General features: G+C 51.6%; 13 protein-coding genes and 1 tRNA gene. 5 read left to right on the top strand and 9 right to left on the bottom strand.

Annotated elements, in window-relative coordinates; translation table 11 throughout:
• The first annotated feature begins 4 nt into the window (after positions 1 to 4).
• Positions 5 to 742 (top strand): DNA polymerase III subunit epsilon, encoded by a 738-nt coding sequence (gene dnaQ, locus JFY74_16030; protein QQG27577.1) that lies wholly within the window; start codon positions 5 to 7, stop codon positions 740 to 742.
• 171 nt (positions 743 to 913) lie between these two features.
• A tRNA-Asp gene (locus JFY74_16025) sits at positions 914 to 990 on the top strand.
• A gap of 112 nt (positions 991 to 1,102) precedes the next feature.
• Here the strand turns inward: JFY74_16025 and nrdF are convergent.
• The 7 genes from nrdF to JFY74_15990 form a co-directional block, all read right to left on the bottom strand.
• Positions 1,103 to 2,065, bottom strand: coding sequence for a class 1b ribonucleoside-diphosphate reductase subunit beta (gene nrdF, locus JFY74_16020; GenBank protein QQG27576.1), 963 nt, complete (start codon positions 2,063 to 2,065; stop codon positions 1,103 to 1,105).
• Positions 2,066 to 2,089: 24 nt separating this feature from the next.
• A complete protein-coding gene (gene nrdE, locus JFY74_16015; protein ID QQG30564.1) occupies positions 2,090 to 4,252 on the bottom strand; it encodes a class 1b ribonucleoside-diphosphate reductase subunit alpha in 2,163 nt (720 codons plus the stop codon).
• Complete coding sequence (nrdI, locus tag JFY74_16010; protein ID QQG27575.1) at positions 4,249 to 4,656, bottom strand: class Ib ribonucleoside-diphosphate reductase assembly flavoprotein NrdI; 408 nt, start codon at positions 4,654 to 4,656, stop codon at positions 4,249 to 4,251. Before nrdI ends, nrdE begins: the two co-directional genes overlap by 4 nt.
• A gap of 10 nt (positions 4,657 to 4,666) precedes the next feature.
• The gene (gene nrdH, locus JFY74_16005) at positions 4,667 to 4,906 is read right to left on the bottom strand and encodes a glutaredoxin-like protein NrdH (protein ID QQG27574.1); all 240 of its coding nucleotides are present in this window, start codon (positions 4,904 to 4,906) and stop codon (positions 4,667 to 4,669) included.
• 675 nt (positions 4,907 to 5,581) lie between these two features.
• On the bottom strand, positions 5,582 to 6,376 hold the full coding sequence (gene speD, locus JFY74_16000) for an adenosylmethionine decarboxylase (protein ID QQG27573.1): 795 nt from the start codon (positions 6,374 to 6,376) through the stop codon (positions 5,582 to 5,584).
• A gap of 45 nt (positions 6,377 to 6,421) precedes the next feature.
• The gene (speE, locus tag JFY74_15995; GenBank protein ID QQG27572.1) at positions 6,422 to 7,285 is read right to left on the bottom strand and encodes a polyamine aminopropyltransferase; all 864 of its coding nucleotides are present in this window, start codon (positions 7,283 to 7,285) and stop codon (positions 6,422 to 6,424) included.
• Between the two features lie 108 nt (positions 7,286 to 7,393).
• On the bottom strand, positions 7,394 to 7,741 hold the full coding sequence (locus tag JFY74_15990; GenBank protein QQG27571.1) for a YacC family pilotin-like protein: 348 nt from the start codon (positions 7,739 to 7,741) through the stop codon (positions 7,394 to 7,396).
• A 418-nt stretch (positions 7,742 to 8,159) separates the two neighbouring features.
• On the opposite strand from JFY74_15990, the gene JFY74_15985 reads away from it, so the two are divergent.
• Entirely contained in the window at positions 8,160 to 9,782 is a 1,623-nt protein-coding gene (locus JFY74_15985; GenBank protein QQG27570.1) for an iron ABC transporter permease, read from the top strand.
• Positions 9,783 to 9,786: 4 nt separating this feature from the next.
• On the top strand, positions 9,787 to 10,872 hold the full coding sequence (locus tag JFY74_15980) for an ABC transporter ATP-binding protein (protein QQG27569.1): 1,086 nt from the start codon (positions 9,787 to 9,789) through the stop codon (positions 10,870 to 10,872).
• On the opposite strand, the gene JFY74_15975 is transcribed toward JFY74_15980, so the two are convergent.
• Positions 10,873 to 11,304 carry a GNAT family N-acetyltransferase gene (locus JFY74_15975; protein ID QQG27568.1) on the bottom strand — a complete coding sequence of 144 codons (432 nt, stop codon included), beginning with the start codon at positions 11,302 to 11,304 and terminating at the stop codon, positions 10,873 to 10,875. It lies immediately after the preceding gene.
• Positions 11,305 to 11,456: 152 nt separating this feature from the next.
• Between JFY74_15975 and hpt the strand changes: the two genes are divergently transcribed.
• A complete protein-coding gene (hpt, locus tag JFY74_15970; GenBank protein ID QQG30563.1) occupies positions 11,457 to 11,990 on the top strand; it encodes a hypoxanthine phosphoribosyltransferase in 534 nt (177 codons plus the stop codon).
• A 59-nt stretch (positions 11,991 to 12,049) separates the two neighbouring features.
• On the opposite strand, the gene can is transcribed toward hpt, so the two are convergent.
• Entirely contained in the window at positions 12,050 to 12,691 is a 642-nt protein-coding gene (gene can / locus JFY74_15965) for a carbonate dehydratase (protein QQG27567.1), read from the bottom strand.
• Positions 12,692 to 12,993: the final 302 nt, after the last annotated feature.

Genomic DNA, 12,993 nt, shown 5'->3' with positions numbered 1-12,993 from the left:
AACGATGAGCACTGAAATTACGCGACAAATCGTCCTGGATACAGAAACCACCGGTATGAATAAGCTGGGGGTTCACTACGAAGGGCATAAAATTATCGAGATCGGTGCGGTCGAAGTGATTAACCGGCGCCTGACTGGTCGTCATTTCCATGTCTACATCAAACCCGATCGTTTAGTGGATCCAGAAGCCTATAATATACATGGTATCAGCGATGAGTTTCTGGCTGATAAACCGACGTATGCGGATGTCGTGGATGACTTCCTCGATTTTATCCGTGGCGCGGAGTTAGTCATTCATAACGCGACGTTTGACATCGGCTTTATGGATTACGAATTCCGATTGCTGAATCGTGATATACCCAAGACCGAAACGTTCTGTAAGATCACTGATAGCCTGTTTATGGCGCGGAAGATCTTTCCCGGCAAGCGTAACAGTTTGGATGCACTCTGCGATCGCTACCTGATAGATAACAGTAAGCGTACGCTGCACGGCGCATTGCTCGATGCCGAGATTTTGGCAGAAGTTTATCTGGCGATGACTGGCGGTCAAACTTCTCTGGCTTTTTCGATGGAAGGTGAAGCGCAGCAGAAGAGTGATAATACCGAAACGATCCAGAGAATCGTCCGTCCTCAATCGGCGTTAAAGGTGCTTTACGCTGATGAGGCAGAGCTGTTAGCGCATGAACAACGTCTGGATCTGATTGCTAAAAAAGGCGGTAGTTGCCTGTGGCGGGCTGAATAGCACCGCCGTAATATCGTCCTTTGCGCAGTAAAAAGAATCGGTTGATCGCACTGCGGGTGAGAGAATAGTCAGTAAGATGAAATTATAAGCAAACAGAAACGGTTAGTTATAAAAAGCATTGACGTAATAGTGCCATCATCTTAGTATTCATCCCGCTCAGTGAGCACGAGTGGAGCGGTAGTTCAGTTGGTTAGAATACCTGCCTGTCACGCAGGGGGTCGCGGGTTCGAGCCCCGTCCGTTCCGCCACTTATATGAAAGCCCTGAATCAGCAATGGTTCAGGGTTTTTTCATTTCTTGCCCTGTAGAAAAAGGGCTGTAGAAAAAAAATATGGCCACCCAGAACTCGATGGCCGTTTTTTTAGAAGTCCCAGTCTTCGTCTTCGGTGTTGACGGCTTTACCGATCACATAAGATGAGCCTGAGCCAGAGAAGAAGTCGTGGTTCTCATCCGCGTTTGGCGATAGCGCCGAGAGAATTGCGGGATTCACATCCGTCATGCTGGCGGGGAACAGCGCTTCATAACCCAAATTCATCAGCGCTTTGTTCGCGTTGTAGTGGAGGAATTTCTTCACGTCTTCCGTCCAACCGACGCCGTCATAGAGTTCCTGCGTATACAACACCTCATTGTCATACAAATCCTGTAGCAGATCGTAGGCGAAATTTTTCACCTGCTGCTGATGAGCGGGATCGGCCTTCGCTAACCCGCGCTGGAATTTGTAGCCAATATAGTAGCCGTGTACCGCTTCGTCGCGGATGATCAGTCGGATCAAATCCGCTGTGTTGGTCAGTTTGGCGCGGCTTGACCAGTACATTGGCAGATAGAATCCAGAGTAGAACAGGAATGATTCCAGAAACACGCTGGCGACTTTCTTCATCAGCGGATCGTCACTGCGGTAGTGCGACAGAATAATGTCGGACTTCTTCTGTAGCGCCGTATTCTCTTCGCTCCAGCGATACGCATCATCAACTTCGCTGGTCAGACACAGCGTCGAGAAAATAGAGCTGTATGAGCGGGCATGTACCGCTTCCATAAAGCTGATGTTAGACAGTACGGCTTCTTCATGTGGCGTCACTGCATCGGGCATGAGCGTCGGTGCGCCAAGCGTATTTTGGATGGTATCTAACAGTGTTAGGCCGGTGAACACACGGATCGTCAACTGACGCTCGCGGGCATTCAGTGTACCCCATGACGGAATATCGTTAGAAAGCGGCACTTTTTCCGGCAGCCAGAAGTTAGACGTCAGCCGGTTCCAGACTTCCAAATCTTTGTCATCTTCAATTTTGTTCCAGTTAATCGCCTGGACGCGAGTGAGTGCGGTCATGCTTCGATTTCCTTCCGCGATGGCTTATAGCGCACAGGACACACAGCCCTGAACTTCGGTGCCTTCCAGCGCCATCTGCCGTATGCGAATGTAATAAATAGTCTTAATGCCTTTGGTCCAGGCGTAGATCTGCGCTTTATTAATGTCGCGCGTGGTGGCGGTATCGCGGAAAAACAGCGTCAGCGACAGCCCCTGATCGACATGCTGCGTTGCGGCGGCATAGGTGTCGATAATCTTCTGTGGCCCGATTTCATAGGCATCCTGGTAATACTCCAGATTGTCATTGTTCATATAAGGGGCAGGGTAGTAGACGCGACCGATCTTGCCCTCTTTGCGAATTTCGATACGTGACACAATCGGGTGAATGCTGGATGTCGAGTGGTTGATATATGAAATCGAACCGGTTGGCGGAACCGCCTGCAGATTCTGGTTGTAAATGCCGTGCGCAATAACAGATTCGCGCAGTGCCGCCCAGTCCTGCTGAGTGGGAATGTGGATGCCAGATTGTTCAAACAGCTCACGTGCGCGTGCTGTTGTGGGTTCCCAGCGTTGCTCAATGTATTTATCAAAATACTCGCCCGTGGCGTATTTGGAGAGTTCAAAGCCTGAGAAGCGCTGATTCCGCTCTATTGCCAGCGCATTCGATGCCCGAATTGCGTGGAAGGCGACGGTGTAGAAATAGATATTGGTGAAATCAACAGCTTCTTCTGTGCCGTAAAAAATACGCTCTTTCGCCAGATAGCCGTGCAGGTTCATCTGGCCTAAGCCAATCGCATGCGATTGGTCATTGCCTTTTTCGATGGATGGCACGGAGCTGATGTGGCTCATATCGGAAACGGCGGTCAGCGCGCGGATCGCCATTTCAACTGTCTGACCGAAATCGGGCGAGGCCATCGCGTTGGCGATATTCATTGAACCGAGGTTACAGGAGATGTCTTTGCCAATGTGGCTGTAGCCAAGATCGTCGTCGTACAGGCTGGCCTCGTTGACCTGCAAAATCTCAGAGCACAGGTTACTCATATTGATACGGCCGTGAATCGGGTTCGCACGATTCACCGTATCCTCAAACATCATGTAGGGATAACCGGACTCGAACTGGATTTCAGCGAGGATCTGGAAGAATTCGCGCGCCTTAATTTGGGATTTACGGATGCGCTTGTCGTTTACCATCTCATGGTATTTTTCGGTGACACTAATTTCCGACAGCGGCACGCCATAAACCTGTTCGACATCATAAGGTGAGAACAGGTACATCACCTGATTATTCTTCGCCAACTGGAATGTGATATCGGGGATGACCACACCTAAAGACAGCGTTTTGATGCGGATTTTTTCATCGGCATTTTCCCGCTTGGTATCCAGAAAACGCAGAATATCCGGGTGATGCGCATTGAGGTAGACCGCCCCTGCGCCCTGACGCGCACCAAGCTGGTTAGCGTAGGAGAACGCATCCTCCAGCATTTTCATGATCGGGATGATGCCGGACGACTGGTTTTCGATACGTTTGATCGGCGCACCGGTTTCGCGGATGTTGCTGAGCATGAAGGCCACGCCGCCGCCGCGTTTTGAGAGCTGAAGCGCGGAATTAATCGCGCGACCAATCGATTCCATATTGTCTTCAATGCGCAGCAGGAAGCAGGAGACCAGCTCGCCGCGCTGCTTTTTACCGCAATTGAGGAATGTGGGAGTGGCGGGTTGGAAGCGTCCGCTAATGATCTCATCGACCAGTGCGCTAGCGAGTGCGGTATCCCCTTTAGCGAGGGTCAGCGCCACAAGGCAGACACGATCTTCGTAGCGCTCCAGATAGCGTTTGCCATCAAAGGTTTTCAGCGTATAGCCAGTGTAGTATTTGAACGCACCCAGAAAGGTTTGAAAGCGGAACTTGTGAGCGTAAGCCTGCTGGAAAAGGCTTTTGATGAAATCGAAATGATACTGATCCAGCACGTCCGCTTCGTAGTAGCCTTCTTCCACCAGATAACGCAGCTTTTCTTCCAGATTGTGGAAGAACACGGTGTTCTGGTTCACATGCTGCAGGAAATAACGGCGTGCCGCGAGTTTATCCATCTCGAACTGGATATTCCCCTCTGCGTCGTAGAGGTTGAGCATCGCGTTCAGCGCATGGTAGTCGAGTGTATGGTAATCGAGCGAGTGGGCATCCGCTTCGGCTTTGGTTGCCTTTGCACTCACATGGTCTGTTGTTGCCAAAATTCAGTTACTCCCTTACGCACATTTGCAACGTCTTCTGCCGTGCCGAGCAATTCAAAGCGGTACAGGTAAGGCACCTGACATTTCTGCGCAATGATGTCGCCAGCGATGCAGTACGCTGCACCGAAATTGGTATTGCCTGCGGCAATCACGCCGCGCAAGTAAGCGCGATTGTGCGGATCGTTGAGAAAGATGATGACCTGACGCGGCACAGCCCCTTTCGTGCTGCCTCCGCCGTAGCTGGGGACAACCAGAATATAGGGGCGATCAACTTTCAATGCAGGCTGTTCTGTCGCTATCGGGATTCTCAGGGCTGGCAAGCCAACCCGAGAAATGAAGCGATGCGTGTTTTCCGACTGGCTGGAGAAATAGACCAGCGGGTTCATATTGCCCCCCTTACTGCAATTGCAGGGCGGCGTTCAGAGTACTGATCTTATCTGGGCGGAAGCCGCTCCAATGATCGTCGGCGGTCATCACGACGGGCACCTGTTGATAGCCCAACGCTCTTACCTGCTGTAACGCCTGTTCATCTTCAGTTAAGTCCACCAGTTGATAGTTAATTCCTTGCTTGTCCAGCGCACGGCATGTGGCGTTGCATTGAACACAATCTGGCTTAGTGAAAATAGTAATACGCATGATTCGTATTTACCCTTTGGCGTGAAAGAAGTATGTTGGAGCGGCTATCTTCAGGGCATGTTTGCCCGAACCGATCCGCTGGGTAGCGACCTGTTACGCGAGGGCTACACAAGAAATACTAGATGTAGGTATTTTAAATTTCAACCACACAAGATATATGATTTTTAGTTGGACTTATACCAATTGACACAAACCCAGATGCAGCAAGGCTGGGAAGAGAATGCAAGTAAAAAATGCAGAAATAAATAAATGTGACGCACATCATTTTTGACGAAATAGTGTGCGACGAAATGAAAAATATATGAGCGCGCTACACCTCAACCCTCCTCAGGCGCTGTGCCTTATACATTAATACAGGGAGTCATCATGGGCTTTGTCCTTATCCGGCGTAAAAATTATGCAGCGGTGAACGTGAACACCGAGTGAGCGGCATGGATGCCGCGAAAGCCAGTGCCGCGTTGGCGGCTCGAAGGGGGCATGAACACCGATGGCACCGCGTAGCGGCATAATTTAGCCGGAAGCCTAGGTTCGCAGGGCGGCGGCGACTGAGCGCCCTGCGTCGGGCGCGTGCTACGGGGTTGCATGAAAATGACGGCATCATCGCGCACGAAACCGTCTCTTAGTCGGCATAAAAAATGTGACTAAGAGACAACCCTGTGAAGGGATATGTATTGATTACAGAACTGGCAGGTTTCTGCCGTAATAGATTTCCTGCATTTCGTGATACAGCAGATCGGTGATTCTTTTCCGTTCAGCTGCGCTGAGTGCTTCAGGGCTGACGTTGAACAGGTAGTGTTTCAGGTCGAAATCCTTCAATAACATCTTGGTATGAAAAATATTTTCCTGATACACGTTCACGTCCATCATGTGATAGAGCGCTTTCATGTCCTCGGACATGAAGTTCTGAACTGAATTGATCTGATGATCGATGAAATGTTTTATGCCGTTGACATCACGGGTAAATCCCCGCACGCGATAGTCGATGGTCACAATATCGGATTCAAGCTGGTGGATCAGGTAGTTCAGCGCCTTCAGCGGTGAAATTACGCCACAGGTAGACACTTCGATATCCGCACGGAAGGTGCACAGCCCGCCTTCTGGGTGGCTTTCTGGGTAGGTATGAACGCAGATATGGCTTTTATCCAGATGCGCGACGACAGAATTGGGCAGTGGTCCGGGATGTTCTGAGGTATCGACATCTCGTGGATCGATGGGCTCTTCGCTGACCAGAATGGTCACGCTGGCACCTTGTGGGTCATAGTCCTGACGCGCGATGTTAAGGACGTTGGCACCGATAATGGAGCAGGTTTCAGTGAGGATTTCTGTTAAACGGTTAGCGTTATATTGTTCGTCGATATAGGCGATATAACCATCGCGATCGTCGGCCGTTTTGGTGTAACAGATATCGTAGATACAAAAACTCAGGCTTTTCGTCAGGTTGTTAAAGCCGTGTAGTTTCAGCTTGTGCAATTTACGTCACCCCCTTGTGGTTGTGTGGTTACCCTAAGTGATGGGCTATTGCGCATTCTGTAACGCGCTCAGCAGATACTGTGGCAGGGCAAAACTGCCGATGTGAACATTTGGTGTGTAATAGCGACAGGTGATACCAGAGTGCGCAAAACGCTGGCGCAGCGTGGCGGTGTCTATCTGACGCAGCGCCGGGTTATTGCTGGCCCAGGCGAACGTCATAATGCCGCCGTAATACGTCGGGATCGCCGCCTGATAAAAGCTGACATCGTTGAAATAGTGGCTGAGTTTTTTATGGCTGCCGACGGCTTCATCCTGTTGCAGGAAACACACGCCATTCTGAGCGACGAAAATCCCGCCTTCGTTCAGGCAACGGGCGCAGCCCTGATAGAAATCGGAGGTGAACAAGCTTTCGCCGGGGCCGATGGGGTCGGTGCAATCGGAAATAATGACGTCAAACTTGTCGCTGCACTGTCTGACGAAGTTAACGCCGTCATCAATCACCAGATTAAAACGCGGGTCGTCATAGCTACCGGCGCTGTGATTGGGCAGATACTGGCGACAAAATTCCACCACGCCCGCATCAATTTCTACCATCGTGATATGTTCGACGCCGCGGTGTCGGCTGACTTCCCGCAGCATACCGCCATCGCCGCCACCGATAATCAGGACGCGTTTAGCATTGCCGTGTGACAGAAGAGGAACGTGGGTGAGCATTTCGTGATAGATGAATTCATCGCGCTCGGTGGTTTGCACCACGCCGTCAAGCGCCATCACGCGGCCTAATGCGTCGTTTTCAAAGATGATGAGATCTTGATGATCGGTCTTCTCGTGATACAGCACACGATCAACCGAAAAGTACTGGCCAAAGTTGGCATGTAGGGTTTCATACCAAATTTCTTTCTGGGACATGTTAGGGCTTCCTCCGCGATAACAGCCATGAAAATTGGCGCGCCATCATAGCCGACTCTTTTGCCGCTTGCACGGTCAAATTTCAGTCAGCGCGGAGGTGGAAGAGAACTACTGTGCGTAGGAGAGCAAACCGAGCGAATTACGCGCCAGAGACTGGCATTTCTTTGGCGTCGGGATAGCGATTTTACTCAGATCGCGATAGCTGTCTTCACCCATCGCTGTCATATCGTAAGCGCTGTAATTGCTGAGATCCCAGCGGTTTTGCTGAGCAAATGCGACCAGTGTCCGACGAATCTGTTCATTCGGCAGATCTTGATAGCCACAGTGGTTTTTCAGATAAACAAAGATCGCGGTCAGATCGGCCAGATCTTCCGCTTCAAATTCATTCAGCGCCTTGCTGGCGGAAGAGAAGCTCATCAGGCTTAGCAGGAGCAGAGCCAGCGCAGAGTTTTTCATGGTTGAACCTGTTCCAAATGTTGTCAGATGACGTTATCACAGATATCCCATGAGGTTCCAAGTTTTCTTACGGGAAACATCTGATATCCCCGTCATTCTTCAAGCTGCATGTGCGTTGGCTTTCCTCGCTTACCCCAGTCACTTACTGATGTAAGCTCCTGAGGATTCGCTGTGTCGCCGCCTGCCTGCAACTCGAATTATTTAGGGGTTGCGATAAAAAACGAATGGTGAAAAGGTGGAAAACCAATAAATGCAATCTATTGAAATGGTTGATTTTTATTTTAGTGACGGTCGGTGATGGCAATCGCCTCAGGTTAATCGCAAGATTAGAGCCTATTTATCGCTGTTTGATACGATGACGCCGCCGTCAGCCTCTGTTATTAATAACAGCGATCTCATCTAATACAGTTTTTATTCTATGATCTCCGGTGTCTGGCGCGTCAGTAGTTGGTTGTTGGCGGGACTGTTGCTGCTTCCTTTAGCAACGGTTTTTTATCAGGCTTTTTTTGCCGATGGGATGGGATTTACCCAACTGTGGCAAATTGGGTTACCCACCTACCTGATACATTCAGCGGTCATCGTGGTTGGCACGCTGTTCTTCAGCCTACTGTTTGGATTGCCTTCCGCCTGGTTTATCGCTATGTACCGTTTTCCCGGTCATCGCGTACTGCAATGGGCGCTTTGCCTGCCGCTCGCGATGCCCGCGTTCCTGCTCGCCTACCTTTATACTGATGTGTTACGGCATCTGTCCCAGTTGTTGCAGGAAGGCGGGTGGCAGATAGCCCCATCGTGGGGAAAATCCCACGTTGTTGGGCTACCCGTTGCGCTGGGCTGCATAAGTTTGGTGCTGGCGCTGGTGCTCTATCCCTATATTTACCTGTTAGTGCGCGAAGCGCTGGTGAAACAGCCAGCCAGCCTTATCCATTCGGCACGTTTACTGAATCAGACGCGCGCTCAGGTATTCCGCCGCTTATGTTTACCTATTGCACGGCCTGCGATTGCCTGCGGCGGTGCGCTAGTGGTGGTCGAGACTCTGGGCGATTATGGTGCGGCGTCTTATCTTGATACCCCAACCCTGACAACACAGGTGCTGGATATTTGGCAGAAGCAGGGCGATCTCGGCGCGGCAGCACGCGTTGGCGTGTTGATTTTACCTGCGATCTTCCTCTTGATGTTTCTGGTTAATTTCTGGCGTCGCAAGCAGAGAATTTATCAAGCTCAAGCGAATCCTTCTCAGGTGGTTCCGCCTGTGTTGAGCGGGTGGCGCAGCAAGGTGGTTCGCAGTTACTGCTGGGGAATCGTTTGTCTGTCTTTTCTGTTCCCGCTGCTGTATCTACTCTTTTTGGCCCTCCGACACATGCTGTCGGTGTGGGATATGGCGTTCCTCCACGCGGTAACGAATAGCCTGTTGGCGTCGGCCATTGCGACAGCCATCATTACGCTGATGGCGCTGTCGTTTATCTTCTACACGCGCACGGCCGGGGTATTTGCCAATCAGACGCCGGTTAGGTTAGTCAGCCTGAGTTTTGCTTTGCCCGGCGCGGTGCTGGCTGTCGGACTGTTTACCCTGCTGTCGCTAGTGGACAGCGGAATTAATCTGTTTGCCAGCGCGGCGGGGTTACCTCCCGCGGAGGCTTTGCTGGCGGGATCGCTGTTTATTCTCATCCTCGCCTATAGCGTTAAATTTGGGCGTCTGATGCTGGACAGCCTTGAGCGCAGTATGGAAGCCATCCCGCGTTCGCTGGACAGCGCGAGCCTTGTACTGGGCGCGTCTCCCCTCAGCCGCTGGTCACGCGTGCATATTCCTCTGTTGCGCCGCAGCCTGTTTATCGGGGCGCTGCTGATTTTCACGGAAAGCATGAAAGAGCTGAATGTTTCGCTGCTGCTGCGCCCTTTCGGGATTGATACGTTGGCAACGTATGTTTTTCGCTTTACGGCGAGTGAGCAGATTGCGTCATTTGCCTTTCCTGCGCTGGTGCTGGTGGCGGTAGGGCTAATCCCTGTTTTCTGGCTGAATCGCGCACTGAATATAAAAGGATAATGACATGGCCGCGTCGATAGATATTCTGAGCGTTCAGGCGGTAAGTTGTACGCTACAGCAGTCCCCCGTGTTGGAGAACATCTCATTTGCCGTGCGCGATGATGAAACGATTTGCCTACTAGGTAAAAACGGCTGCGGTAAAACGGCGCTATTACAGGTGATCGCTGGCCTGCTGCCGATTACTCAGGGCAAGATCTTGCTGGAGGGTGAACCCGTCAGCTCACCGCAAGAGTACGTCCTGCCTGAGCCGCGTCAGGTTGGCCTGATTTTTCAGGACTATGCGCTCTTTCCGCATCTCACGGTGGAAGGCAACATTGCGTTTGGCTTATATGGCCGCCCGGAAAGCGAGGTGAAGCCAATCTGTGCGGAGATGCTGACGCTCTTGCAACTGGATGATGTCGCCGCACGCTATCCACACGAGCTATCGAATGAACAGCAACAGTGTTTGGCGATTGCCCGCGCGCTAGCCTGTGAGCCGAAACTGCTGTTGCTGGATGAACCCTTCCCAGGTCTGGACAGCCAGACCCGTTACCGCTTGATCACCGAATTACGGCAGGTTCTCAAACAGCGCCATGTCGCGGCGGTTTTCGCTACGCACAGCAGAGAGGAAGCCTTTGCCTGCGCCGATCACCTGATTCTGCTGGATGAAGGGAAAATTATGCAGCAGGGCTACCCATCCGAGCTGTACCATCGCCCGAATAGCCGCTTTGTGGCTGATTTTATGGGGAATACGAACTATTTGCCTGTGAAAATTATGAGTGACCATCAGTGGCAAAGCCCATTGGGCGATCATCAGGCGACACATCCACTCAATCAGCCGATGGATTCACAATGCGACTGGATGGTGCGCCCGGCAGACGTGGCGCTGGCGCTCGATCCCGATGGTCCGGCGTCGATCGAAGATAGGCTATTTATGGGCACATCAAACTTGTATCGGGTGAAGATGGGAGAACTGATGCTGCTGGTGCAGACTGGCAACTGGTTTGAACCGGGACAGCAGGTGCGTTTAAGCATTAAGACGGATCCGCCAGTCTTGTATCCTGCTTTACCCGCCGCCAGCGGTCCGGCTGACGGCCCTGAAACGAAATGATTATGCCTCGTGCAGGTCTGCCGCTGGCATGAGCCACGTGCTGTTGTGTTTTTCAAACCCTAATTTCGGGTAGTAATCCACCGCCAGCGGCGCGGCCAGCAAAATGATTTTGCAGCCTTTTTCAAGCTGCTGAGCGGTTTGTTGAATCAGTTTCTTGCCTATTCCCGCATGCTGACAGTCCTCTGATACCGCCAGATCGGACAGATAACAGCAAAAATGAAAATCCGTCACGCTGCGCGCGATCCCAACCAGTGTCTCCCCTTGCCAGGCGGAAACCAGCAGGTTGGCGTGCTTAAGCATACCGGCAATTGCCACTTCGTCGTCCAGCGGGCGGCGCGGCCCCAATGAGGTTTTCGCCAACAGCTCAATGAACTGCTGACTGGAAAGCGGGGCATTCACTTTGTAGCAAACATCCACTGGTGGTGTGCTCATGGTGTCTCCTTCATGGTGTGGTTTCTGATATACTTCGCGCGCTTGGGCATTGCCCGGGCTGATTCAAACGTCAGCATTGGCGCATCATCGATAATGAATCTGTCATTTTGCCGATGGTGCTGAATACCTTACTTCAAAGAGTTATCAGTATGATGAAACATACCGTGGAAGTCATGATTTCTGAGCAGGAAGTGATGGCGCGGGTTACCGAACTGGGGCAACAGATCAGCGAACACTACCGTGATAGCGGCAGCGATATGGTGCTGGTGGGGTTATTGCGCGGATCGTTTATCTTTATGGCCGATTTATGCCGGGCGATTGATGTCCCTCACGAAGTGGATTTCATGACGGCATCCAGCTATGGCAGCGGTATGAACAGTACGCGCGATGTTAAGATCCTGAAAGATCTGGATGAAGATATTCGCGGCAAAGACGTGTTGATCGTGGAAGATATTATCGACTCGGGCAATACGCTGAGCAAAGTGCGGGAAATTCTGCAACTGCGTGCGCCGAAATCGCTGGCGATCTGTACGCTGCTGGACAAACCGGAGCGCCGTGAAGTGGCGGTGAAAGTCGAGTGGGTTGGGTTCTCGATCCCCGATGAGTTCGTTGTGGGTTACGGCATCGACTATGCCCAACACTATCGCCACTTACCTTACGTCGGCAAGGTTGTTCCACAGGAATAGCGTATCAGATAAGGCCGATGCCGTGAGCGACGCCCAGCGAGTGGGCGTCAGGCAGCGAATCAAGACAGGGTAGAAATCGCGCGGCGATAACGCTGTTCCAGCGTCTCCCGGTTGGTCGCAGTCACTTCCAGATCGCGCAGACGGCCATCCTGAATACCGTAAACCCAACCGTGGATCGTGACTTTCTGCCCACGCTTCCAGGCGGACTGCATGATGGTGGAGTGGCCGAGATTATAAACCTGCTCGACAACGTTGATTTCACAGAGCGTATTCAGCCGCTGTTCGGGAGGCAATTCCCCCAGCAGCGAACTATGCTTGTACCACAAATCACGGATATGCAGCAGCCAGTTGTTAATCAAACCCAATTCCGGGTTTTCCACCGCAGCCTGAACACCACCGCAGCCGTAGTGGCCGCAGATAATGATATGTTCGACTTCGAGAACTTCGACGGCATATTGCACGACAGACAGGCAATTGAGGTCGGTGTGAATAACCAGATTGGCGACGTTACGGTGAACAAACAGTTCACCAGGCTCAAGGCTGGTCAGACTTTCCGCAGGTACGCGACTGTCCGAGCATCCAATCCATAGAAAACGGGGTCGTTGTGCCTGCGCCAGACGTTCAAAATAGCCAGGATCCTCTTCCACCATCGTTTTAGACCAAAGCTGGTTGTTCGCGATGAGCGTTTCAATTTCTTTCATGAAAGTAAATGACCTGTAACAAACAAGGGGCAGTGAGGAGTAATATAAGGCAACATGCGTCGTTTGAAAAACGATAGTTTATACTCGTCATACTTCAAGTTGCATGTGCGTTGGCTGCGTTCACTCACCCGAATCACTTACTTGAGTAAGCTCATCGGGATGAAATGAGAGACATCCTGTCTCTCACCGGAGGCCAGCCGTTGGCTGGTCAAATTCGTTCCCGACGAATTTGTCCTTCTCTTGCCGCGTTACGATGCTCATGGTTGAGCATCGCCCTAAAGGGCTAACGCTTCGCGTTGTTC

This window comes from Pectobacterium carotovorum (assembly GCA_016415585.1).
GTDB classification, from domain to species: domain Bacteria; phylum Pseudomonadota; class Gammaproteobacteria; order Enterobacterales; family Enterobacteriaceae; genus Pectobacterium; species Pectobacterium carotovorum_K.
The sequence above is the reverse complement of the archived record's forward strand: the minus strand, read 5'-3'. Positions and strand labels throughout refer to the sequence as shown.